Genomic DNA, 22,092 nt, shown 5'->3' with positions numbered 1-22,092 from the left:
TTGCCGGCTTCCTTCAGCCGCAGCGCCTCTTCGACCGAGATTTCGTCGAACGGGTTCATCGACATCTTCACGTTCGCAAGCTCGACGCCCGAACCGTCTGCCTTCACGCGGATCTTGACGTTGTAGTCAACCACCCGCTTCACCGTGACCAGGATCTTCATGTTTGCCTCCCAAATCGTCAGCAGCCAAATCGTCAGCAGAATGTGCGGAAGCGCTCGACCATCACGTCGAGGACTTCACCCGGATCGCGCTTCCACCAGTTGTTTGCGGAAAAGATCTCGACCTCGCAGGGGCCGGCATAGCCAGCGTCTTCGACGCTCTGCCGCAGGGCCTTGAGATCGGCGACGCCGTCGCCCATCATGCCCCGGTCGAGAAGCACATCGCGCGTGTCGGCAAGCCAGTCGCACAAGTGATAGCCAAAAATCCGCTCGGCACCCGCGCGCAGCAGATGTGCCGCGATCTCGCTATCCCACCACACATGGTAGACATCGACGGCAATGCCGAGGTTGGCCGCACCGACCGCGTCACAGATATCGACGGCATCGCGCAGCGTCGTCAGGCAGGAGCGGTTTCCCGCATAGACCGGATTGAGCGGCTCGAGCGCCAGTCTGACCCTGCGGCTGGCTGCATAGGGCGCGATCTCTGCGACACGATCGGCGACGATCTTCAGGCTTTCGCTCGTACCCTTGGTGCTCGGATGGACACCACCAACCACAATCGTCAGCACGGATGCGCCAAGGCCTGCGGCCATGTCGATCGACGCCTTGGCCTCGTCGATGACCCTTTGTCGATCTAAGGCTTCCGTGCCGACGAGAAAAGGCGTCCGGCAGAGGCCGGCAACCGAAAGGCCGCTCGCCCGCACTCGCTCGCCGATCTCAATCGCCCGCGATCCGATTTCGCGACGCCAGAAGACGACCGAGCCGAAGCCCCGCTCGGCACACGCATCGATGATGCGCTCAGGTGACCACCCCGCACCGTGGCCTTCGAGATTGTGACCCAGGCTGGCGGTGTTCAGCGCCAGGGCGGAATGGTCCGTCGTGAAGTCACGCATCGTCATGCCCCGTAAAGGGCAAGCAGCTTCTTCATGCGCTCAACCGCAAGCTCCGGTTTGCGCAACAGCCCGCATTGATCGGCAAGACGGAAGACTTCGATGAAATAGGGCAGCGGCCGCATGGCCTGCGCCCCGTTCAGCATCACGAAATGATCCTGGAACCCGTTCAGCCAGGCGAGGAAGACGACGCCGGTCTTGTAGTATTGCGTGGGTGCGCGGAAGATCAGGCGCGCAAGCGGCACGGTCGGATCGAGCGTCGCGCGGAAACCGGCACGATCACCCTCCCCCAGTCGCTCCACCGCATAGGCGGCTGCGGGCGCGAGGGGATCGAAGATGCCGAGCAGGGCGTGCGAAAAGCCTTCGCTGTCGCCCTCGATGAGTTCGGGATAGTTGAAATCGTCACCCGTATACATCTTCACGCCGGCCGGCAGCTGGCGGCGCATGACGATTTCCTTCTCCTTGTCGAGGAGAGAGATTTTTATGCCGTCGACCTTGGCCGCATTCTCGTTGATCACTGCAAGTGCGGTCTGCATCGCCGGGTCGAAATCCCTGTTGCCCCAATAGCCGGCGAGCTGCGGATCGAACATCTCGCCGAGCCAGTGCAGGATCACAGGCGCGTCGCAGGCGGCCAGCACCTCGGAATAGACCTTGATGTAATCTTCCGGTCGCTGCGCGACCCGCACCAGAGCGCGAGACGCCATGAGGATGAGGCGCCCGCCCACTTTCTGGATCGCCTCGACCTGTTCCAGATAAGCTCTTCGAACGTCATCGATGCTGGTGACCTTCGCCAGATCGAGATGGTCCGTGCCGCAACCGTTGGCAACAAGCGCGTCCGGCAATTCTTCGCGTGTGCGGCGGATGAGTTCGAGCGCGCCCGGCCAGTCGAGGCCCATGCCGCGTTGGGCCGTATCCATCGCCTCGGCGATCCCGAGCCCGAGGCCCGCGAGATAGCGACGGAACTCCATCGTCTTTTCCCAATCGACGGCGGCTCGGCCGGACGGGTCACTGGCCGCGAACGGGTCGGCCACCACATGGGCCGCGGAATAGACGACGCGGGCCGGGTTCCGGCCGAGCCTCGCAGCCGCGATCGGTTTGCCGCTCAGGACATAATCAGAAAGGCGGCCATCGGTATCGGGAAGCGCGATTTTCATTGGAACCTCAAAAGCGCGGGACGAGCATGCCGGCATCGGCCGGGATCGTCATTCCGGTGGTGTAGGGGAGTCGTCCCGTCGCAAGCGAAGCGATCAGGGCGCCGACTTCCTCGGGCCTTCCGACGCGCGGAAAGAGCGTGAGCCCCTGCTCCGCGCGCTCGCGGTAGGCGTCGATGACGGGTGCGGTCATCTCCGTGGCGATCAGGCCCGGTTGAACGTCGTAGACAGCGATATCTTCGCGTCCGAGCCGGACGGCGAGCGCCTTCGAAACCATCGCGGCGGCGGCTTTCGATGCGCAATATTCCGACCGCTGTTCGGCCACGGCGACGGCATTCGACGAGGTGACGTTGATGATCGAGTGGAAGAGCGGCCCCTTGCTGCGGGCAAGCAGACGGCGGGCGAAAGCCTGGCTCAGGAAGAACATCGCTTTGGTGTTGACGGCGAAACAGCGATCCCAGCTCTCCTCCGACACCTCAAGCATGTCGCCGCGCCTGAGAACACCGACACCCGCATTGTTGACGAGCGTGGTGATCGGCCCGAGCTCGGCCTCAATGGCTGCAAGCGCCGCGTCGTGGCCGGCAATCGTGCCGACGTCAAAGGCTGCAGCCATGACCAGAGCGCCAAGGGCGGCAATACGCTCGACGGCTGCCGGCAGCTCCGCATCATCCGGCATTCCGTTGATGGCGACGGCAAATCCCTCCCGCGCCAGGGCTTCCGCGGCCGCAAGCCCGATGCCGCGCGAGGAACCGGTCACCAGCGCGACCGGGCGACGGTCCAAGCCGGTCATGCCCGTGCACCCTTCTTCAGGAGTTCGCGCGCGATGATCATGCGCTGGATCTGGTTCGTGCCCTCATAGATCTGCGTGATCTTGGCATCGCGGTAGAGGCGCTCGACTTCGAAGCCGCGAATGTAGCCGGAGCCGCCAAAGACCTGCACGGCATCGGCCGTGCGCTGCACGGCGACATCGCCGGCAAAGCACTTGGCGATGGAACACGCTTTGGTGGCATCCGCGCCGCTGTCGATCTTGGAGGCGGCGGAGTGGACGAGCAGGCGCGCAGCCTCGATATCCTTGGCCATATCGGCAAGCAGCCACTGCACGCCCTGGAAATCGGCGATAGCCTTGCCGAACTGCTTGCGTGTGCCTGCATAGTCCAACGCTGCTTCAAGCCCGGCCTGGGCGATACCGACCGCGAGCGATGCGATGCCGACCCGGCCTTTGTCGAGCACCGACATCATCATGTGGAAGCCGCGCCCTTCCGTGCCCAGCAGGGCGTCGGCCGATAGCTTGACGTCGTCGAAGTTCAGCGCGCCGACCTGGCTCGCCCGCTGACCCATCTTGTGTTCCTTGGGTCCCTTTTCGACGCCTGCCGCATGCAGATCGACGATGAAGATCGACATGCCGCGGTTACCCGCTTCCTTGTCGGTCCTGGCCAGTACGAAGCCATAGTCGGCGACCGGCGCGTTATGGATCCAGATCTTGCCGCCATTGAGCCGCCAGCCGTTGCCATCACGCTCGGCCGTGGTGCGAATGCCCGAAACGTCGGTGCCGGCTTCCGGCTCGGTGATGCAATAGGCAACCTTGGTCCGCATACCGAGGATGTCCGGAAGCATCGCCTGCTGGCTTTCCGTTCCGTGACGGACGAGCAACGTCGAGATGAGCTCGATCAGTCCGCACTGGTCTGCGACCGAAGCGTAGCCGCGGCTGAGTTCCTCCATCACAAGTGCGTAGGTCAGCGTATCGAATCCCGGCCCGCCAAGTTCCTCCGGCACGCCAATGCCGAAAAGGCCAAGCTTTGCCATCTCGTCGTAAAGCCCCGCCGGGAAGCGCTCCTCGCGATCAAGTTCCTCGGCCATCGGGCGGATCATTTCATCGGCAAAGGCACGCGCCATATCGCGCACCTGCTCCTGCGTTTCGGTGAGATACATCAGCCTCGCCTCATCTCTAGTAACTATCTAGTTACATATATTCCGAAGTCGGATGGCGTCAAGCCGAAAAACTCCGGGCACGGAAACGAAGCTGCTTGCACAGCGGTTTAGCGGCATGCATACTATTCACCATTCGGTTACTTATGGAGGAAAATATGCATCCTGGTGAAAAGCGGAAGTTCGGGCGAACGGATCTGGAGGTCACGGCTTTCGGGTTCGGAACCGCACCGCTCGGCAACATATTTCGCGAGATCGACGAGGCGACCTCGGAAACGATGTTCGCGCGTGCCTGGGAGGCCGGCGTGCGTTTCTTCGATACAGCGCCGATGTATGGCCACGGCCTTGCCGAGTTGCGCACGGGGCACGCACTGCGCTGGAAGAAGCGCGACGACTTCGTCCTCGCATCCAAAGTCGGCAGGCGCCTGCGCCCGGCGCGGCGCGACAGCATCGATTTTGCCCCGTGGACGAATGCAGCGCCCTTCACGATGCATTTTGACTATAGCTACGACGGTACGATGCGCGCCTTCGAAGACAGCCTTCAACGGTTGGGGCTGGAGCGCATGGACATGTGCTTCATTCACGACATCGACGTCTTCACGCGCGGCAGCGAGCAGCCGGAAGTTTTCGAGCAGGCGATGGACGGCGCATGGCGGGCGTTGGAAAGGCTGCGGGAAGAAAAGGTCGTGACGGCGATCGGCGTCGGCGTCAACGAATGGCAGGTGTGCCATGAAGCGCTACGGCGCCATGACTTCGACTGCTTCCTGCTGGCGGGGCGCTATACGCTCTTGGAACAGGAAGCGCTCGATAGCTTCCTGCCGCTCTGCCTGGAGCGCGGCGCCGCCGTCGTCGTGGGCGGCGGTTTCAACTCGGGGATCCTGGCGACCGGCGCAAAGGAAGGCGCCAAGTATAATTATGCGCCTGCGCCGCGCGAGATTCTGGAAAAGGTTGCGAAGATCGAAACCGTTTGCGCCACGCACAACGTGCCACTCGCCGCGGCCGCCCTGCAGTTCGTTGTCGCCCACCCCGCCGTCCCATCCTTCATGGCTGGCACGCGCACGCTTGAGCAACTGGAGCAAAACCTTGCCTGGTTCTCGCATCCGATCCCCGCAGACTTCTGGGCAGACCTGAAGCACAAGGGCCTGCTGCGCGAAGACGCACCCGTTCCAGCCTGACGCAGCGACGAACCCGCGCCGGCAACGGCGCGGGTCCTGCTATCGGATCAGAACCGCCCTGAAATCGTTGACGTTGGTTCCGGTCGGCCCGGGGACGAACAGCTCGTCGAGGTGGTGGAATGCTGTCCAGGCATCGTTGTTGGCCAGCAATGCTGCAGGATCCMATCCCAGTTTTCGCAAGCGCTCCATGCTGAGCCCGTCGGCAAAGGCGCCGGCATTGTCTTCGGAACCGTCAATGCCGTCGGTGTCGGCAGCGATCGCCGCAAAGCCGACCCCCTCGGCTGCAAGAGCAAGCGATAGCAGAAACTCCGTGTTGCGCCCGCCCTTGCCGCCCCCTTTGATCGTGACGGTGGTTTCTCCACCCGAGAGAATGACCGTAGGGCGTGAGAACGGACGGCCGCGCCTTGCGACTTCCCGGACAATAGCCGCGTGAACGCGGGCGACATCACGAGCTTCACCTTCGATGGAATCGGACAGGATGACCGCGGGGACACCAAGTGAGGCGGCGCGGGCAGCAGCGGCCTCGAGTGAAAGGCTGGCCGAGGCGATCACCCGCACCTCGTTGCCGGAGAAGACCGGATCGCTCGGCAACGGCGCCAGACCGGCATCGTCCTCCAGCCACGCGGCAACGCGGGGCGGAAGGGCGATGCCCCAGGCTTTAACCAGTTTACGCGCCTGCGCGCGGTCCGTCTCATCTGGAATTGTCGGTCCGCTGGCAATCTGCGCCGGATCGTCGCCCGGCACATCCGACACCACCAATGTCACGACCCTTGCCGGATGACAGGCGGCCGCAAGGCGCCCGCCCTTGATGCCCGAAACCTGTTTGCGGATGGCGTTCATGACCGAGATCGGCGCGCCACTTACAAGCAGCGCTTCGTTCAACATCGCCTCGTCTTCCAGCGTGAGCGCCCCCGGCGGGGATGGCAGCAGTGCCGAGCCACCGCCGCAGATCAAGGCGACCACGAGGTCGTCTTCCGTTAGGTCCTGCACGGCCTCGAAAAGCGCCTGGGTGGCCTTAAGTCCGGCCGCATCGGGCACAGGGTGGGCGGCCTCGAGCACGCGGATGCGCTCACACGGAACGGCATAGCCATAGCGTGTCACGACAACTCCTTCGAGCCGGGCCGGCCAAACCCTTTCGAAAGCGGCGGCAAGTTGCGCTGCACCTTTGCCCGCGCCGATGACCACGGTACGCCCGCGCGGCACACCCGGGAGATTGGCGCGCAGCGCATTTTCCGGGTCCGCAGCCTCGATCGCTGCGCGAAAGAGGTCCGCAAGGAATTCCTTGTCGTCAGGTTTCATGAGACACCGCCGTGATGGGCCGGGTCGCCGGAGCTGGCGAACGGCACCGTTCTATCTTCTGAACTCGGGCGAACGCTTCTGGCGATAGGCCGCCAGACCTTCCGTCAGATCGCTCGACGCTGCCGCCACCGCGCCTGCGAGCGCCTCGACGACGCGTTCGCCTTCCTCGCCCTCGGCCGCATTGATCAGCATCTTCGTGAGTTCCGTCGCGCGCGGCGAACGTTGCAGCACGCGTAGGGCAGCAGCATCGGCGGCAGCTTGCCCTTCGCCTGTTGCGACGACCCTGTCGACCAGTCCGAGCGCCAGCGCCTCCTCGGCGCCGTAGACTTCACCGAAAAGCGCCATGCGCCGCACCAGCTGCGCTCCGAAGCGCCGCGACGCACGCTGCGTGCCCGACCAGCCGGGGATGATGCCGAGCCCCGGCTCCGGTTGGCCGATCTTCACATGCGCCTCTGCGATACGCAGGTCGGCGCAGGCTGCAAGCTCCAAACCGCCGCCAAGCGCGTGGCCATTCAAGACGGCGATCAGCGGCATGGAGAGCCGTGCCAGTGCATCGAAGGCATCGTGGCCATCGCGCAACCAGCGACGGGAGAACCTATCGGCATCGAGACTGCTCCATGCGTCGATGTCACCACCAGCACAAAATGATCTCTCGCCTTCGCCAGAGAGGATGGCCACGACCGCGCCGGAACGCTCGGTGGTGCGACAGGCCTGTAAAAGCGCATCCACCATATCCGCATCGATCGCATTCAGCTTCTCCGGCCGACGCAACGTCAACCGCGCGACACGATCCTTGACGACAAGTTCAATCCGCGGGTCGCTCACAGCGTAAGCCCCATGGCTTCGGGGTGAAACAACGCACTATCCATCCTCTTGAGCGTCTTCGAAACCCGAAGGGGCGTCGCCGCCTGATCGAGGACATCCCGTTGAAGGTCGAGACCCGGGGCAACCTCGGTGACAATCAGCCCCTCGCTATCGAGGCGGATGACGCAACGTTCCGTGACGTAGCTGATATCCTGCCCCTGAGCGCGGGCGCGCTTGCCGGAGAAGCTCACCTGATCGACCTTCGGCACGAACTTGGCGATGCGCCCCTCCTTGTCAATGACCAGCCGGCCATCCTCGACGCGCATCTTGGCGCCGGCATTGAAATTGCCGGAGAACACGATCTTCTTCGCACGCGACGTGATGTCGACGAAACCGCCAGCACCGGCCGTGCGGTGCGGCGTTGCCGCAAGACGGCTGACATTGACCGAGCCCTCGGCGTCGATCTCCAGGAAGGACAGCAGCGAACAATCAAACCCGCCCGCCTGGAAATAGCAGAACTGGTGTGGCGAAGCGACGAAGGCCTCGGCGTTCGACGCGCAGCCGAACTTGAAGTCGAGAAGCGGAACGCCACCGACCGCGCCCTGCTCGATCACCCAGGTGACCTTGCCGTGATGCCCTTCCTCGATGAGGATGCGCGGCACGTTCGCGGAAATGCCGAAACCGATGTTGACAGCCCAGCCTTCCTGAAGCTCCCGCGCCACCCGGCGAGCGATGACCTTGCCGACATCGAGGTCCGGCGTGCGAAAGGTTTCGAGCGGCCGGAACAGCTCGCCAGAGATCGCCGGGTCGTAGAGTGTTGCCGTCGTTTGCAACTGATCCGGCGCCTCGACGATGATATCGACGAGGATACCGGGCACACGCACATCGTGCGGACGAAGCGTCCCGCTTGCCGCAATGCGCCTGACCTGCGCGATCACAAGGCCGCCGGAGTTGCGGGCGGCGAGTGCCATTTCCATCGCGCCGAGCGTCGCTCCCTCCTGTTCGAAGGTCAGGTTGCCCTTCTCGTCGGCCGTCGTCGCCCGGATGATCGCTACATCCGGTCGGATGGCCGGGAAATGCAGCCAGTCCTCGCCCTCGAACGACACGCGCTTGACGATCGGTTCGGCGCGCGCGCTGGCGTTCATCGCGCAGCCGTCCTGTTCGGGGTCGACGAAGGTCTCCATGCCCACCTTCGTCAACACGCCCGGACGCTTGGCGGCACCCTCGCGCAGCATGTCGAAGACGATGCCGGAGGGCACGTTAAAGGCGGCGAGTTCCTCCTTCAGGATCATCTGCCAGATGAGCGGCGGCTCGGCGTTGCTCGGCCCGGAGGGATAGGAGCCGCCGATGATCTTCACCAGCATTCCGGGCTTGGCGATGTGATCGACGCCGCGCGTCCCGAAGAAGTCACCGGCGGCGATCGGATGAACGGAGGTGAGGCCGCGCGGATGACCTTCGCTGTCAAAGCGTTCGCCGAGCGCCTTCAACACGGCATCGGGGCAGCACAGGCCCGAAGAAGAATTCACGGCAATGGTGGAGCCGTCCTTGATGAGCCGGACCGCTTCCTGCGCGCTCTTCACCTTCTTCATCGCCTGAACCTCCATTTTTCATTGCTTGAAGTAACTAACTAGTTATATGTTAATCGCGAACAAGACAAGCTGGCAGATGCGATTTTCGGACGACCGGCAATCGACCAAAGGGGGAGGCATGAACATCTACTTCCAGAAGAGCTTTCAGCGCGGCTTTGGCACGTACCCGCTGAAGGGAGACGAACTGCGAGGGGCGATCGGGGCCGCGATCGAGGTCGGTTATCGCGCCTTCGACACGGCGCAGATGTATGGGAACGAGGCTGACACGGGCGAAGCACTGGCGGAATGCGGTGTTCCCCGTTCTGAACTCTGCATCACCACGAAGGTGCATCCGGACAATTACTCGGAAGAAAAGTTCATCCTCTCGGTCGAGAAAAGCCTTGAGGCGCTGAAGATCGATAGCGTCGATGTTCTTTTGCTGCACTGGCCGCCGGCCAACGGAGACGTCGGGCCCTCCCTACGCTTGCTTCAATCCGCACTGGAAAAAGGACTGGCGAAGGCGATCGGCGTTTCCAATTATACGGCGGCTATGATGCGACAGGCGCGCGCAATCATCGATGTTCCGCTGGTCACCAACCAAGTGGAATTCCACCCACTTCTGAACCAAGATAAGTTGCTCGCAGCGGCAGCGGAAACGGGCATCCCGATCTCTTCCTTCGCATCGATTGCACGTGGCGAGATCTTCAAGCATGGGCTTTTCGCCGAGATCGGCGGGGCCTACGGCAAATCCGCCGCGCAGGTGGCCCTGCGCTGGATTGTCCAGAAAGGCGTGCCGCTCAACACCATGTCTACCAAGCCTGAGAACATCCGTGCGAATTTCGAGATCATGGATTTCACCCTGTCGTCGATCGACATGGGCAGGATCGACGGGCTGACGGCCACGGGATACCGCATCATCAAGCCAGGGCAACTGCCCTGGGTTCCCGAATGGGACTGACGAAAAAGGGCGGCTCTGGAGCCGCCCTTTTTCATTGTCGATCCGTAGCTGATCAGGCATTGCCGCGGATCATGTCCGCGGCCTTTTCCCCAATCATGATCGTCGCCGCATTGGTGTTCGAGCCCACCAGGCTCGGCATGGTGGAACTGTCACAGATGCGGATGCCGTCAAGCCCGTGCACACGCAATTGCGGATCGACCACCGACATCCCGTCACGCCCCATCTTGCAGGTGCAGGTCGGATGATAGGAGGTGCGGCCGTACTGACGGGTATAGGCGATGTAATCCGCTTCCGTGCGGACGTCTCGGCTCGGGAAGTGCAGCGTCTTGATGTATTTCTGCAGCGACGGCTGCGCGAAGATCTCCTGGCTGATCTTCACGCCTTCGACCGAGATCTTCACATCTTCAGGGTCTGCGAGGAAGTTCGGGTCGATGACCGGAAGATCGCGTGGATCCGCCGAGCGAAGAGTGACCGTCCCACGCGACTTCGGGCGTAGCGTATAGGAATTGAGCGTGATGCCGGAGGAACCCTTCGGCACGCTCGGCACGCCGGCTTCTGCGCCGGCGCCGGCGAGGAAATGGAACTGCAGATCCGGATAGGGGCTTGTCTTGTCGCCGTACCAGAATGCCCCGCCCTCCACGACGTTGGAAGTGATCGGACCGGAGTTGAACAGCATGTATTGAAGGCCCGCCCAGGCTGACCAATGCAGCTTGTTGTACTTGTCGAGGCTGTCGTGGCTCTTCAGCTCGGCGACGATATCGACGCCGAAATGGTCCTGCAGGTTTTCGCCGACACCGGCCAGATCCTGGATCACGTCGATACCGTGGCTGCGAAGCGCTGCGGCCGGGCCGACGCCGGAGAGCATCATCAGCTTCGGCGTGCCGATCGCACCCGAGGTCAGGAGGACTTCACTGTCGGCCCGCGCAGTCATGCGCTTGCCATCGACCTGGTAGTCGACGCCAACGGCACGCCGTCCTTCGAAGACGACGCGCAGCACGAGCGCGCCTGTGATCACCGTGAGGTTCTTGCGCTTCAGGGCCGGCCTGAGGTACCCGACCGCCGCGGAGCAGCGGCGATTGTTCCGCGTCGTCGTCTGGTAGACGCCGGAGCCTTCCTGCACCGGGCCGTTGAAATCGGGATTATAGGGTATGCCGCGTTCCTGGCAGCTTTGCACGAAGGCGCGCGTCATGCGCTGCGGCTCCGGAATGTTCGAGACACCGAGCGGACCGTCCGTTCCGTGCCAGGCGCCGGAGAGGATCGAATTGCCCTCGGAACGCAGGAAATACTTCTGAATATCCTTGAAGCCCCAGCCTTCGGCCCCCTCTTCGACCCAGCGGTCATAATCGCCGGGATGCCCGCGCGTGAAAACCTCGGCGTTGATCGAGGAGCCACCGCCGAGCACTTTTGCCTGAGCGTAGAGGATCTCACGGTTGTTGGCGTATTTCTGGGGCGCGGTCTTCAGTCCCCAGGTCAAAGGACCGGAGGTCATCTTGGCGAAACCGACGGGCATGTGGATCAGCGGATGGCTGTCGCGCCCGCCGGCCTCGATGAGGCAGACGCGCGCCGACGGGTTTTCGGAGAGCCGCGCCGCCAAAACGCAACCGGACGAGCCGCCGCCGACGATCACATAATCATAGCCTTTCGACATCATGCAATCCAATGCGAACGCTTGCCGATCTCGACGTGAACGGACTTGACCTGGGTATATTCCTCTACCCCGTACATGCCCGCCTCACGGCCCCAACCGGACTGCTTGAAACCGCCGAGCGGCATTTCAGGACCGCCTGCCATGATCGTGTTGACCCAGAAGCGGCCAGCGCGCACCTTCCGCGTCACCGTCAGCGCCTTGTCGATGTTCTTCGTCCACACACTCGCAGCAAGGCCGTACACCGTGTCGTTGGCGAGCTGGATGGCCTCTTCCACCGTGTCAAAATGCATCGAGCACAGAACCGGCCCGAAGATTTCGTCGCGTGCGATCGCCATGTCGGGCGAAACGCCGGAGAAGAGCGTCGGCGCGATATACTGGCCATGGCCGAGGTCGATCGCGTTACCACCCGCGAGAAGCTTTGCACCAGCGGCCTTACCCTTGGCAATATAGTCGAGGATCGTGGCATTTTGCGCCTCGGTGGTGATGGCACCGACCTGCGTACCCTCATCGAGCGGGTCGCCGACGCGGATCTTTTTCATCTTCTCGACAAGCAGTTTCTCGAACTCCGCCGCGACAGAGTGCTCAACAATCAGGCGCGACGACGAAACGCAGCATTGCCCGGTGTTGAAGCTGATGCCGAAAGCGGCGCCGTCAGCGGCATCCTCAAGGTCGGAGTCGGCAAAGACGATGATCGGGTTCTTGCCGCCGAGTTCCAGGCCAAGCTTCTTGAAGTTGCTGTCGGCAGCGGCATGGACACAGGAGCGGCCCACCGCCGTCGACCCCGTGAATGAGAGCATGTCGACGTCAGGGTGTTCGGCCAGCGCCTGGCCGATCGAGCGGCCGGAACCGGTGACAACGTTGTAGACGCCGGCAGGCAGGCCGGCCTCGGCCAGAACTTCCGCCAAAAGGAGCGTCGTCACGGAGGTAACTTCGGACGGTTTCACAACCATCGTGCAGCCGGACGCCAGGATAAAGGGCACGCGCTCGCAGAGAATCAGGAACGGGAAGTTCCAGGGTGTGATCAGGCCGATGACGCCGATCGGCTCGCGCAGAACCATGCCGAAGAGGTCGTCACCGAGCGAGTTGAAGCTGTCGCCGTGCAGGAGGCGAGCGGCACCGGCGCCAACCTCGAAACAGGCGATGCAATGGTCAATCTCGCCACGCGCCTGGGAGATCGGCTTGCCGTTCTCAAGTGTCTCCCAATAGGCGATCTCATCCCGGCGTCGTCGCAGGACTTCGGCGACCCGCAGGAGAACGCCGGCGCGTGCGGCACCGGAGAGCCCGGACCAGCGGCGATCCTCGAACGCATCGCGCGCCGCGGCGACAGCCATATTGAGATCCTCGACCGTGCAGCGAACGGTACGGGTGACCGGCGTGCCATGACCGGGCGACTTGCGTTCGAAGTGGTCGGCTCCTTCTTTCCAGTGCCCGTCGACGAAGAAACCGAAGCTGCGCGCTGCGGGCGGGGGAGCGAGAAACGTATTCTTCTGGTCCATCTGGTACCTCCACTTCGTAGTTTACGCCGCGATGGCGATCTGGGTCTTCAAGTGCTGGGGCCGTTCGCCAATCGTTTCGAAAGCCTCCTGGATGGCTTCCAGCGGATAGCTTGCCTTCGTGAAATCCTGCGTTCGGAACCGGTCATGCGACAGCAGGGTGAGCGCGTCGTGCATATCCTCCCCCATGCCGGCGACAGAGCCTTTGAGGCTACCTTCTTCCAGCACCGTTCGCAGACTGTCGAGAGGCACAGTGTCCCCCGGCGGCGTGATACCGAAAAAGGCGACGTGGCCACCGCGGCGCATTAGGTCGAACGCCTGTTGGTAGAGTTTGCGATTGCCGACACTTTCGATCACCAGATCCGCGCCGCGTCCGCCCGTCATCCTCTGAACGACGGCCCTCAGTTCGGCAGGATCGGATACCGCCGCGTCCGCCCCCGCCTCGACAGCCATCCGGCAACGTTCCGGCGAAAGGTCGGCGACGATGATCGGCGCCGCACCTACGAGCCGCATCATCTGCACATGCAGGTTGCCGATCGGCCCCGCACCGAAAATGAGGACCGACTGGCCGAAGGTCGCTTTCGCCTTTCGCGCCGCGCGAACGACGCAGGCGACCGGCTCGGTAAGCGCAAGCACCGCGTCGGCTATATCGGCATCGATCGGGATCGCCAGCCTTGCAGGAACGGCGACATACTCGGCAAAGGCGCCATCCCGACCGATTCCGACCTGCGTGACCTCGGCGCAGTTCAGCACCTCGTTGCGGCGGCACCAGAAGCAGTTGCCGCAACCGATGTTGATATCGACGACCACGCGCGTTCCGACCGTAAGGTGGCGGACATTGGTACCACGCTCTGCGACGGTGCCGCAGAACTCGTGGCCGGGAATGAGCGGAAGCCGATCGGCCGCATAGTGGCCGTTGAAGATATGGAGATCCGTGCCGCAGATGCCGGTACGGGCGACCCGGACGAGCACATCGTCCGGTCCGACGATCGGCATGGCGACCTCCCGAACCTCGAAGCGCTTCGGGGCAGTGAGCACGGCGGCGCGCATGGTCGTCATCGCCACTCTCCTACTTCACGGTGCGCAGCTTGGCGCGATCGATCGTCAGCGCAATGGCGATGATCAACACGACGCCGAAGACGATCTGCTGCCGGGTCGCGTCAATCTCGAAATATAGCATCGACGAACGGATAACCGCGACGATCAGGGTGCCGACGACGGTGTTCATCACGCCGCCGACACCGCCCGTCAAAGGCGTGCCACCGACCAGGACGGCAACGATCGCCGGCAGCAGGAAGCCATTGGCGATCGTGGGTGCGCCGCCGGAGAGCTTGACCGCAAAGAGCAGGCCGGCGATCGAAGCAAGTGCGCCCGAGATTGCGAAGGCGAGGATCTTGTATCGGGCGACATCGAGGCCGGAAGCGGCGGCGGCCAGTTCGCCGGCACCGACCGCCTTCAGAACACGACCGAGCGTCGTGCGCCGCTCGATGAAGAGGCAGAGAGCCACGAGCCCCGCGGCAATCAGAAGTTCGTTGGGGACGCCCCAGGTATGACCGATCATCCAGCCGAAGGTTTCGTTGCGCTGCGCGGCATCCATATTGAGAGCGCGCTGCCCGGAAAGCCACTGCGCGACCGAGAAAGCCACACCCCCAACCGCCAAGGTCGAGATGAAGGACGGCACGTAGAGCCGTGTGGTCACAAAGCCGGAAAGCGTGCCAAGGAGAAAGCCAGCGACGACGCAAAGCACGGCCACCCATGCGCCGAGCGACGCGAGGTAGACGGAGGCAATGACCGTCACCATGTTCGCCATCGACTGAGCCGACAGATCGATACCGCCGATGTAGATGGCGAAGGTGAGCCCTAGCGCCATGATGAAGAGCGGCACGATATCGCCGGCGATGCCGAGCAGGTTCGTTGGCCGCAGGAAGCCGGGATCGGTGATACCGACGATGGCGACGAGCACCAGGAGCGTTATCCAGGGAAGGTGCGGTTTGAGGCGCTGAATATCCATTGGTCCCTCAGATCATGTAGTGCAAAAGGTCATAGGGCGTGAGCTTGGAACCCGGCTCGCTGGCGAACTGCTTCTGGATGCGCCCGTCCTTGACGACAACGATGGTGTGCGAGAGGCCAATCGCCTCTTCCAGCGTATCGGCAACGAGCACGATCCCGACGCCGGCCGCGCTCATGGCGCGGATCATGTCATAGACATCTTCCTTGGCGCCGATATCGAGACCGCGCGTCGGATGATCGAGCAGCATGATGTCGGAGCCGGCCGATCGCCACTTGGCAAGAACCACCTTCTGCTGGTTGCCGCCCGAAAGATTGCCGCAATCGGCAAACTCGGAATGGGCCTTGATCGACAGTTTCTTGATCCATTCGCGGGCAAGCGCCCGCTCTTCCCCGACGCGCAGCACGCCGGCCTTCGAGCGGTGTTTCATCTGCGAGAGAGTCATGTTCTCATAGACGTTCATCCCGGCGACGATGCCCTCGATCTTGCGCTCGCGCGGAACATAGCCGACGCCGCGAGCAACCGATTGCCGGGGGGAAAGGTCGGTCGCATCCTTGCCCTTGATGCTCAGTCGACCTGTGGTCGGCGTCAGCATGCCGTAGATCGTCCTGAGGATCGCCTCGCGCCCCGAACCTTCGGTGCCAACAAGACAAAGCACTTCGCCGGCATGAAGCTTGAGCGATATATCCTGGATGCGGCCCGGAAGCCCGACACCCTCCATCTCGACGAGTACCTTTGAAGTGTCGAAGGGCTTCTGCAGGTGCTCACGGTAATATTGCTTGTCGACGTTGCGGCCGACCATTTTGTGCTGGATGGCCTCGGGCGGGGCGGCACCGCGGTCAACGACGTCCACGACTTCACCATCCTTCATCACATAAATGCGGTCGGACAGTTCCATCACTTCGTCCATGCGGTGCGAAACGAAGATGAAGGAAGCTCGCGTCACCAGTTCCCGGACCAGCTTGAAAAGCAGTTGCACCTCTTCTTTCGAAAGAACGGAGGTCGGCTCGTCGAGTAGTATGACGAGATCACCCTCCACCCGCTCCTCGAGCGTCAGCACCTTGGCAAGTTCGACGAGCTGGCGCTGGGCGAAGGAGAGCTTCGACGTCACCGTGGCCGGATCGATGTCGAGTTTCACTTTGGCAAGCTGCCTGCGTGCGGCTTTCGCCATGGCCTTCCAGTCGACGACACCGAAGCGGGTGAACTGCCGTTCGTAACCGAGGAAGATGTTCTCCATGACGGTGAGGTTCGGGATCAGGGACTGTTCCTGGAACACCATCCCGATGCCCTTCTCCATCGCCTGGCGCGGATTGGAAAAGCGAACGGGCGTTCCGTTGATGAGGACCTTGCCGCCATCCGGCTGGTATGCGCCGTAGATCACCTTCATCAGGGTGGATTTGCCGGCGCCATTCTCTCCCACAAGCCCGACGATCTCGCCGCGCTTGATGTGAAAGTCGATCGCCTTCAGCGCATGTACGCCCGGGAATTTCTTGTCGACGGCCTTGAGCTCGTACATGGCGTGCCTCACTTGACGAAGGAAAGCATCTTGCGATCGGTCGAAAGCACGACGGCAAGAATGACGAGCAGGCCGAGCATGCCGTCCTGGATGAAGTCTGGCAGGCCGATAACGACCATCCCGTTGTCGATGACATTGACGATCAGCACGCCGACGAGCGCATTCCAGACACCGCCGATGCCGCCCCAAAGCGCAACACCCCCGACAACCACCGACGTGATGGAGACGAACATGAAGTTTGCGCCGGTCACCGATTCTGCCTGGCCGATACGCGCGACCACGAGGATCGCGGCGATGGCGTAGAAGATGCCGGCAAGCGCGAAGCCCGTAACCCGGACGCGGGTGACGTTGAGACCGGACGCATGGGCAAGGTCCTCGCCGCCGCCAACGGCGTAGAAGTTGCGGCCAAGCGTCGTGTGGGTCTGAATGAACCACGCGACGACGAGGAAGAAGCCGGCCACGTACACCATCAGCGGGAAACCGAGCCAGCGCACGGTCAAAAGCCCGCGGAACGTCGGATCGCTCACCTTCACGATGTCACCACCGGTGAGCAGGATCGCAGCACCCGTACCGACGAAGCCCATGGCAAGGCTCGCCATGAAGGACGGGATCTTGAGCTTCACATGAACCACGCCATTGAGAAACCCGATCAGGCCTCCGAGGATCAGGGCCAGCGGAATGGCGATCCAACCGGACGGGCCGAGCGAGCCACCGAAATAGGCAAAGACGAAAGCGAAGGCGACCGCAGTCAGGGAGACCGTTCCTTCCATGGAGAGGTCGATCGACCCCATGACGATGATGAAGGTAACGCCGACGGCAACCATGAGCGCCGGAGCCGCCGCAATCGCGATGCGGGCGAAGTTCCGCAGGGAAAAGAAGGTCGGGTTGAGCGCGGTGAAAAAGATCACCAGCGCAATCAGCACCAGGAGCGGCGCCCATTTGATTAAGGTTTCGCGCGATAGGCGACGTGTCACGTCAGACACCCCTCTTTTTGAAGGTCACAAGGGGAAGGAAGCGGCAACCCCGAGGCTGCCGCCTTGCCGGTCGAGGGTCAGTACTGGATCTGCCCGTTCGACGGGCCCCAGAAGTCCTTCCAGTCGTAGGCCGGAACAGAGTCGAGATATTTCGCCTTGAACTCCGCCGCATCCTTGGCCGTCACCAGAATGGTCGGACCGTAGAACTCGCGGTGTTCCTTCGGCTCCTCGGAGGGCTTGAAGCTGCCGATCGCCGCATGATAGGCGAGCGCCGCGCTGATGCCGCCGCCCCAGTGGGGATTGGTGAAGACGGTCGCCAACAGCTTCCCGTCCATCACCATCTGCACAGCTTCCGGATTGCCGTCATAGGAGACGATCGGCATGTCCTCGATGCCTTCGGCGCGCAGCGCCTCGATGACACCATAGGCGATGTTGTCGTTGGCACAGTGGACGCCTTTGATCTTGTCGCCATAGCGGGTCAGGAACGATGCCATGAGGGCGGCACCCTTCTGCGTATCCCAGTCGGCCGGCTGCGCATCGAGCAATTCGATGTTCGGGAAATCCTTGAGCGCATTCTTGAGACCGTTCAGGCGTTCGACCGCCGGATTGTTGGCGGCAATGCCACCAAGATGCACCACGCCACCTTGGCCACCCATCGCTTCGAACAGAATGCGCGCCGTCTGTTCGGCCGGCTTTTCGTCCGACCAGGTCATATGGGAGACGTAGTTGTCGCCGAAATCCCAGGGATGCAGGTCGTCGGTCTTGTTCCAGATCGTCGAAATGTAGGCGCCGGCCGCCTGAACCGCCTCGACGACGGGGCGGGCATTGGGGCTGTCGTTGGCATCGCAGGCGATCGCGCAATTGCCGTTGTTCTTGGCGAGAAACGCCTTGATGTCGGCGAGCGACTTTTCCGTCGACCCCTCGTTGATCAGACTGACAAGCGCGGTCTTCGGCTTGCCGAGCGATTCAACGAAAGCCTCGCCGCCGGAAACGACCGAGTTCCAATAGGCAGACGCCCGGTCGCGATAGCTCCAGGCAATCGCCGGATCCGTCAAGGCAGCCTGCGCCGTGCCGCGACCGAACGCCATCGGTACGGCCATGGCGCCGACGCCGGCGGCGGCGGCAAACAAGAAGTTGCGACGGCTGACCGCCTCGCGTTCGATAAAATCCTTAATAAAGGTCGACATGCCAATCCTCCCATATCCACGGTGAGCGTTCCCCGTCCCACACGGGTCGAAAATGCGGGTTCGCAGGGGGCGGCGAACGCTTGTCGCCTTGGCCTCCTCCGGCCTCGTCAGTCCCACTTAACGCACTAACTAGTTACTTCTTTACAAAACCCCGAGTCAAGTGCTTTTAATAGGTGCAGGCGCCGGCCGATCTGACGAACCGCTTTGACGGATCAACTCTCCGGCGTGTATGACTGGCAGCGCAGCAGGCGCGAGGGCGATGGAGGAAGGGCTTTGAGCATCACGAACGAAGACACGGAGAAATCAGCCCGAAAGCCACGCATCAGAGACGCAGAGGCAACGAAGGCGCGCATTCTCGAAGCGGCCAAGAAAGAGTTCGCGAAGAATGGCTTAGGCGGTGCACGGGTCGACGTCATCGCCGAGAAGGCGAGCGCCAACAAACGGATGATCTACCACTATTTCGAGAGCAAGGAGCGCCTGTTCCAGACCGTTCTCGAAGATGCCTATATCGACATCCGCACGGCTGAACAAAAGCTCAAGCTCGACGACCTGGAGCCGAAAGCGGCCCTTGCCAAGCTCGTCCAGTTCACCTGGGAATACTACCTGAAGAACCCGGAATTCATTACGCTCGTCAACAGCGAGAACCTTCATCGCGCCAAGCATCTGAAGAAGTCCGAGGTCATCAAGGTCGCCAGCCGTAAGTTCGTCAACATGGTGGGCGACATTCTCGAGCGCGGCGCGTCACAGGGGATTTTTCGGCCAGGAATCGACCCCGTTCAGCTGAACATCACGATAGCAGCGATCGGCTACTACTACCTGACCAACCGCTTCACCGGATCGATCATCTTCGAACGCGACCTCATGGCCAAGGAAGCGATCGACGAGCGACTGCAATTCAATGTCGATACCATCATGCGGCTGGTATGTGCCTAGCGCCTCGGCGCCAGGCACTTCGATATCCGGCAACCGGACTATATGCGAGCCTCGTGTGAACCGTTACCGCCAATCGATAACGATGAAGGGCTCTTTGATCTTGCGCCGCGAGATGTCGCCATAGAGCGACGCCGGATCATCGGGCGTCGCGTGGCGTACCAAGCCGTCAACATCGATCAGTCCTTCGCAGAGCCAGTCGAGCGCACGCGAAAAGCCACCGAATACGCTGTGCGGAGCATTGTTGTACCCTTCGAGGAGCTCCTCCCAAACAAAGTCGCGACCATGCAGGGGAACTTCCCATTCCCAGCCCGAACGCAACGTCACCAGGTTGAAGAAGACCGCCTGCATGAGCTCGTGCGCGAAAATCTCCGTCGCCCGCTTCCAGGGAACGCCGACCATGACGACTTCGCCACGTTTCTGCACGAGACGACAGGCGTCGAGGATCGCGCCCTCATGGCCCGAGCAATCGAGGACGAGAGAGACTTTTCCGACAAGATCCGGCACGTCGCCAACCGAGCCCCGGCAATCCACAATTCCGCTCCGCACCATCTGGGCGCGTCTTACCGGGTCCGGATCAACCACCGTCACCCGATAGCCACCGATCCTGAAGAGATGCGCAGCAAGGAAGCCAACAGGACCAGCCCCCGAAACGACGACTCGGTCGCCAGCCCGGGCTTTCGTTGTCATCAGGCTCGTCATCGATACGCCCATTAGACGGGCGAGCACAGCACGATCCGGCGACAACCCATTCGGCAAGGCCAAGGTATATCGGACATCGTGGGTCTGCGTGCTGCGGTGCGGCCCCATCGCGAAACGGCGATCGCCGACGCTGACGCCGTCGACGCCCGATGCGATCTCGGTCACCGCGAACGCGGCCGCATATCCGGGTCGGATGGGGAAGGCATCGCCATTGGCCCAGCCAAGCTCCGTGCCTTGACTGATCAGGGTGCAAAGTGTTCGCCCGCGGATCTGTCCCGGTTGCAGTGGACCGTCTTCGTAGTTGCCAAGCACAAAGGTCTGCTTTGCGCTTATCAGAATTTCTTGGGGCATGGCTCTCCTTTCCGGCCCTTGGGCCAGTGGTTGCATGTCTTTGCTTTGAGCTGAACTCGGGATCAGGTGTCGCGACTTACGGGCGCGTCTTCAACTGCCGCTGACGGGTGACCACTGTCGCGGGCCACCGGCGCTTTCGTATCCGAGCGGTCCGGGCATGCTGACGATCTCAAGGAATTGTCCCCAGGGCGCTTTGAGATACAGCCAGGTGAGTCCGGCCATCGCACCGCTTTCGACGAGGGTTGGGCCTTCCAGTACTTCGACGCCGGCGGCGCGCAACCGCTCCGCTGCGCCTTCGCAATCGTCGACCTCGAAGGCCATGTGGAATCCGCCAGGCTGGCTGTTGCGCTTCAGCGGCTCCGCCTCTCCCGTCTCTCCGGAGTACTGAAATATCTCGAGATTCGTGCCGTTTCCGACCCTCAAAACCTTGATGTTCTCTATCCGTCTGCCCGCGGGAACACCGAGACGCCGAACCATGAACGCGTCATCGGCCTCCACCCTACCGGTTTCGAGGCACGTCACCGCTCCGAAGAGCGTCTCAAAAAAGGCCACCGCCTCATTGAGATCAGGCACCGTGAAACCGACATGCTGCATTCCGTAGATCTTCACTCGAACCTCCCAATTCGTGATACATGTGTATCCATTAATTATGTAACTAGTTAGTTATTCTTAGTCAAGAATCGATCCCGTGCGGTAGGTCCCTCCATCGGGACGAATAGACCCTTCCGGCCTTGATCGCTTATTTAATGGCCCGAGTACCGAAGACCGCCGCTCTTGCCTTGGCGCGACCAATTGGTCATTTGCCGATAGAGCCGGACGCCACAGTTAAGCGATTGATATATTAGCTGTAGCGTACCGGAATCGCGCAAAGCGACCTTCCCACCATGCTTCGTTCTTCGCTATGTGCGCGTGTCAGTCTTCTGATGGAGTTTCTTCCCCGCGCCCAAGTGAGCTAACTGGGTGCGAGCCTTGCCCCGCCCTCCCCGGCGGGGCTTTCTTTTGGACGATTTTTAGGGCGTACCCGGCGCAGCCCAGAGCGTGCGCACTGTTCGCCTCGCCCCCAACCAAACGCCATGGCCGCAAAAAGCAAAAGCGCCCGCAGGAGGTGCAGGCGCTTGGCAATTATTCAGTCTTTAAGGTCGCCTTAGCGGGCGAAGGCCGTGCGTGCGACGCGGTCGATGTCACCACGTTCGATGCCGAGATCACGGAGTTCCCGGTTCGACATGCGGCCCAGCTCGGTGACCGTCTGACGATACTTGCGCCAGTTGTTGATGGAGCGTGCGATGTTCATTTGATCCCCCTTTCAATGGGCTTTCGAAGCCTGGCTGCCAGTCCGTGGCGCCTCGTTTCGTCG

The 22,092-nt window shown here is 62.1% G+C and carries 20 protein-coding genes and 1 pseudogene; 3 read left to right on the top strand and 18 right to left on the bottom strand.

The window, feature by feature from the left end; translation table 11 throughout:
* From AB4Z53_RS34500 to AB4Z53_RS34480, 5 genes and pseudogenes are all read right to left on the bottom strand, one after another.
* A pseudogene (locus AB4Z53_RS34500) lies at positions 1–161 on the bottom strand (electron transfer flavoprotein subunit beta/FixA family protein); the annotation flags it as partial.
* A 32-nt stretch (positions 162–193) separates the two neighbouring features.
* Entirely contained in the window at positions 194–1,051 is an 858-nt protein-coding gene (locus AB4Z53_RS34495) for a sugar phosphate isomerase/epimerase family protein (protein WP_441599901.1), read from the bottom strand.
* Positions 1,052–1,053: 2 nt separating this feature from the next.
* On the bottom strand, positions 1,054–2,202 hold the full coding sequence (locus tag AB4Z53_RS34490; RefSeq protein WP_441599900.1) for a dihydrodipicolinate synthase family protein: 1,149 nt from the start codon (positions 2,200–2,202) through the stop codon (positions 1,054–1,056).
* Positions 2,203–2,209: 7 nt separating this feature from the next.
* Positions 2,210–2,989, bottom strand: a complete 780-nt coding sequence (locus tag AB4Z53_RS34485; RefSeq protein WP_441599898.1) for a 3-ketoacyl-ACP reductase — start codon at positions 2,987–2,989, stop codon at positions 2,210–2,212.
* The gene (locus AB4Z53_RS34480) at positions 2,986–4,128 is read right to left on the bottom strand and encodes an acyl-CoA dehydrogenase family protein (RefSeq protein ID WP_113539238.1); all 1,143 of its coding nucleotides are present in this window, start codon (positions 4,126–4,128) and stop codon (positions 2,986–2,988) included. Before AB4Z53_RS34480 ends, AB4Z53_RS34485 begins: the two co-directional genes overlap by 4 nt.
* Before the next feature lie 155 nt (positions 4,129–4,283).
* Between AB4Z53_RS34480 and AB4Z53_RS34475 the strand changes: the two genes are divergently transcribed.
* Positions 4,284–5,300, top strand: a complete 1,017-nt coding sequence (locus AB4Z53_RS34475) for an aldo/keto reductase (protein ID WP_223737131.1) — start codon at positions 4,284–4,286, stop codon at positions 5,298–5,300.
* A gap of 39 nt (positions 5,301–5,339) precedes the next feature.
* Here the strand turns inward: AB4Z53_RS34475 and AB4Z53_RS34470 are convergent, their stop codons facing one another.
* Genes AB4Z53_RS34470 through AB4Z53_RS34460 form a run of 3 tightly spaced genes read right to left on the bottom strand, consistent with a single transcriptional unit; the run spans position 5,340 to position 8,992 of the window.
* A complete protein-coding gene (locus AB4Z53_RS34470) occupies positions 5,340–6,599 on the bottom strand; it encodes a glycerate kinase type-2 family protein (protein WP_441599895.1) in 1,260 nt (419 codons plus the stop codon).
* Between the two features lie 51 nt (positions 6,600–6,650).
* The gene (locus tag AB4Z53_RS34465; RefSeq protein WP_441599893.1) at positions 6,651–7,424 is read right to left on the bottom strand and encodes an enoyl-CoA hydratase/isomerase family protein; all 774 of its coding nucleotides are present in this window, start codon (positions 7,422–7,424) and stop codon (positions 6,651–6,653) included.
* Positions 7,421–8,992, bottom strand: a complete 1,572-nt coding sequence (locus tag AB4Z53_RS34460) for an acyl CoA:acetate/3-ketoacid CoA transferase (RefSeq protein WP_441599891.1) — start codon at positions 8,990–8,992, stop codon at positions 7,421–7,423. Before AB4Z53_RS34460 ends, AB4Z53_RS34465 begins: the two co-directional genes overlap by 4 nt.
* A gap of 118 nt (positions 8,993–9,110) precedes the next feature.
* Between AB4Z53_RS34460 and AB4Z53_RS34455 the strand changes: the two genes are divergently transcribed.
* Complete coding sequence (locus tag AB4Z53_RS34455) at positions 9,111–9,929, top strand: aldo/keto reductase (protein ID WP_441599890.1); 819 nt, start codon at positions 9,111–9,113, stop codon at positions 9,927–9,929.
* A gap of 52 nt (positions 9,930–9,981) precedes the next feature.
* Here the strand turns inward: AB4Z53_RS34455 and AB4Z53_RS34450 are convergent, their stop codons facing one another.
* The 7 genes from AB4Z53_RS34450 to AB4Z53_RS34420 form a co-directional block, all read right to left on the bottom strand.
* A complete protein-coding gene (locus tag AB4Z53_RS34450) occupies positions 9,982–11,577 on the bottom strand; it encodes a GMC family oxidoreductase (RefSeq protein WP_441599888.1) in 1,596 nt (531 codons plus the stop codon).
* Positions 11,577–13,073, bottom strand: a complete 1,497-nt coding sequence (locus tag AB4Z53_RS34445) for an aldehyde dehydrogenase family protein (protein ID WP_441599886.1) — start codon at positions 13,071–13,073, stop codon at positions 11,577–11,579. Before AB4Z53_RS34445 ends, AB4Z53_RS34450 begins: the two co-directional genes overlap by 1 nt.
* A 21-nt stretch (positions 13,074–13,094) precedes the next feature.
* A complete protein-coding gene (locus AB4Z53_RS34440) occupies positions 13,095–14,129 on the bottom strand; it encodes an alcohol dehydrogenase catalytic domain-containing protein (protein ID WP_162768837.1) in 1,035 nt (344 codons plus the stop codon).
* A 10-nt stretch (positions 14,130–14,139) separates the two neighbouring features.
* Positions 14,140–15,081: an ABC transporter permease gene (locus tag AB4Z53_RS34435; protein ID WP_113539245.1), complete on the bottom strand. Its 942-nt coding sequence runs from the start codon at positions 15,079–15,081 to the stop codon at positions 14,140–14,142.
* Positions 15,082–15,088: 7 nt separating this feature from the next.
* On the bottom strand, positions 15,089–16,594 hold the full coding sequence (locus tag AB4Z53_RS34430) for a sugar ABC transporter ATP-binding protein (protein ID WP_441599883.1): 1,506 nt from the start codon (positions 16,592–16,594) through the stop codon (positions 15,089–15,091).
* 8 nt (positions 16,595–16,602) lie between these two features.
* Positions 16,603–17,568, bottom strand: coding sequence for an ABC transporter permease (locus AB4Z53_RS34425; protein ID WP_441599881.1), 966 nt, complete (start codon positions 17,566–17,568; stop codon positions 16,603–16,605).
* A 77-nt stretch (positions 17,569–17,645) separates the two neighbouring features.
* Complete coding sequence (locus AB4Z53_RS34420) at positions 17,646–18,755, bottom strand: sugar ABC transporter substrate-binding protein (RefSeq protein ID WP_291159649.1); 1,110 nt, start codon at positions 18,753–18,755, stop codon at positions 17,646–17,648.
* Between the two features lie 273 nt (positions 18,756–19,028).
* Between AB4Z53_RS34420 and AB4Z53_RS34415 the strand changes: the two genes are divergently transcribed.
* Positions 19,029–19,688, top strand: coding sequence for a TetR family transcriptional regulator (locus tag AB4Z53_RS34415; protein ID WP_113539247.1), 660 nt, complete (start codon positions 19,029–19,031; stop codon positions 19,686–19,688).
* 63 nt (positions 19,689–19,751) lie between these two features.
* Here AB4Z53_RS34415 and AB4Z53_RS34410 read toward each other — a convergent pair whose 3' ends face one another.
* The 3 genes from AB4Z53_RS34410 to AB4Z53_RS34400 form a co-directional block, all read right to left on the bottom strand.
* On the bottom strand, positions 19,752–20,738 hold the full coding sequence (locus AB4Z53_RS34410; RefSeq protein WP_441599879.1) for a zinc-binding dehydrogenase: 987 nt from the start codon (positions 20,736–20,738) through the stop codon (positions 19,752–19,754).
* 90 nt (positions 20,739–20,828) lie between these two features.
* On the bottom strand, positions 20,829–21,332 hold the full coding sequence (locus AB4Z53_RS34405; RefSeq protein ID WP_441599877.1) for a VOC family protein: 504 nt from the start codon (positions 21,330–21,332) through the stop codon (positions 20,829–20,831).
* A gap of 550 nt (positions 21,333–21,882) precedes the next feature.
* Positions 21,883–22,029, bottom strand: coding sequence for a DUF1127 domain-containing protein (locus tag AB4Z53_RS34400; protein WP_113536282.1), 147 nt, complete (start codon positions 22,027–22,029; stop codon positions 21,883–21,885).
* Positions 22,030–22,092: the final 63 nt, after the last annotated feature.

Source organism: Ensifer sp. 2TAB8 (assembly GCF_052115125.1).
Classification (GTDB): Bacteria; Pseudomonadota; Alphaproteobacteria; order Rhizobiales; family Rhizobiaceae; genus Ensifer.
This window is presented reverse-complemented; position numbering and strand designations above follow the sequence as displayed.

What these genes read in the sequence shown, in the direction of transcription:
- AB4Z53_RS34495 (WP_441599901.1), bottom strand. Translation starts at nt 1,051, where the DNA reads ATGCGTGACTTCACGACGGACCATTCCGCCCTGGCGCTGAACACCGCC.
- AB4Z53_RS34490 (WP_441599900.1), bottom strand. Translation starts at nt 2,202, where the DNA reads ATGAAAATCGCGCTTCCCGATACCGATGGCCGCCTTTCTGATTATGTC.
- AB4Z53_RS34485 (WP_441599898.1), bottom strand. Translation starts at nt 2,989, where the DNA reads ATGACCGGCTTGGACCGTCGCCCGGTCGCGCTGGTGACCGGTTCCTCG.
- AB4Z53_RS34480 (WP_113539238.1), bottom strand. Translation starts at nt 4,128, where the DNA reads ATGTATCTCACCGAAACGCAGGAGCAGGTGCGCGATATGGCGCGTGCC.
- AB4Z53_RS34475 (WP_223737131.1), top strand. Translation starts at nt 4,284, where the DNA reads ATGCATCCTGGTGAAAAGCGGAAGTTCGGGCGAACGGATCTGGAGGTC.
- AB4Z53_RS34460 (WP_441599891.1), bottom strand. Translation starts at nt 8,992, where the DNA reads ATGAAGAAGGTGAAGAGCGCGCAGGAAGCGGTCCGGCTCATCAAGGAC.
- AB4Z53_RS34455 (WP_441599890.1), top strand. Translation starts at nt 9,111, where the DNA reads ATGAACATCTACTTCCAGAAGAGCTTTCAGCGCGGCTTTGGCACGTAC.
- AB4Z53_RS34450 (WP_441599888.1), bottom strand. Translation starts at nt 11,577, where the DNA reads ATGTCGAAAGGCTATGATTATGTGATCGTCGGCGGCGGCTCGTCCGGT.
- AB4Z53_RS34445 (WP_441599886.1), bottom strand. Translation starts at nt 13,073, where the DNA reads ATGGACCAGAAGAATACGTTTCTCGCTCCCCCGCCCGCAGCGCGCAGC.
- AB4Z53_RS34440 (WP_162768837.1), bottom strand. Translation starts at nt 14,129, where the DNA reads ATGACGACCATGCGCGCCGCCGTGCTCACTGCCCCGAAGCGCTTCGAG.
- AB4Z53_RS34435 (WP_113539245.1), bottom strand. Translation starts at nt 15,081, where the DNA reads ATGGATATTCAGCGCCTCAAACCGCACCTTCCCTGGATAACGCTCCTG.
- AB4Z53_RS34430 (WP_441599883.1), bottom strand. Translation starts at nt 16,594, where the DNA reads ATGTACGAGCTCAAGGCCGTCGACAAGAAATTCCCGGGCGTACATGCG.
- AB4Z53_RS34420 (WP_291159649.1), bottom strand. Translation starts at nt 18,755, where the DNA reads ATGTCGACCTTTATTAAGGATTTTATCGAACGCGAGGCGGTCAGCCGT.
- AB4Z53_RS34410 (WP_441599879.1), bottom strand. Translation starts at nt 20,738, where the DNA reads ATGCCCCAAGAAATTCTGATAAGCGCAAAGCAGACCTTTGTGCTTGGC.
- AB4Z53_RS34405 (WP_441599877.1), bottom strand. Translation starts at nt 21,332, where the DNA reads ATGCAGCATGTCGGTTTCACGGTGCCTGATCTCAATGAGGCGGTGGCC.
- AB4Z53_RS34400 (WP_113536282.1), bottom strand. Translation starts at nt 22,029, where the DNA reads ATGAACATCGCACGCTCCATCAACAACTGGCGCAAGTATCGTCAGACG.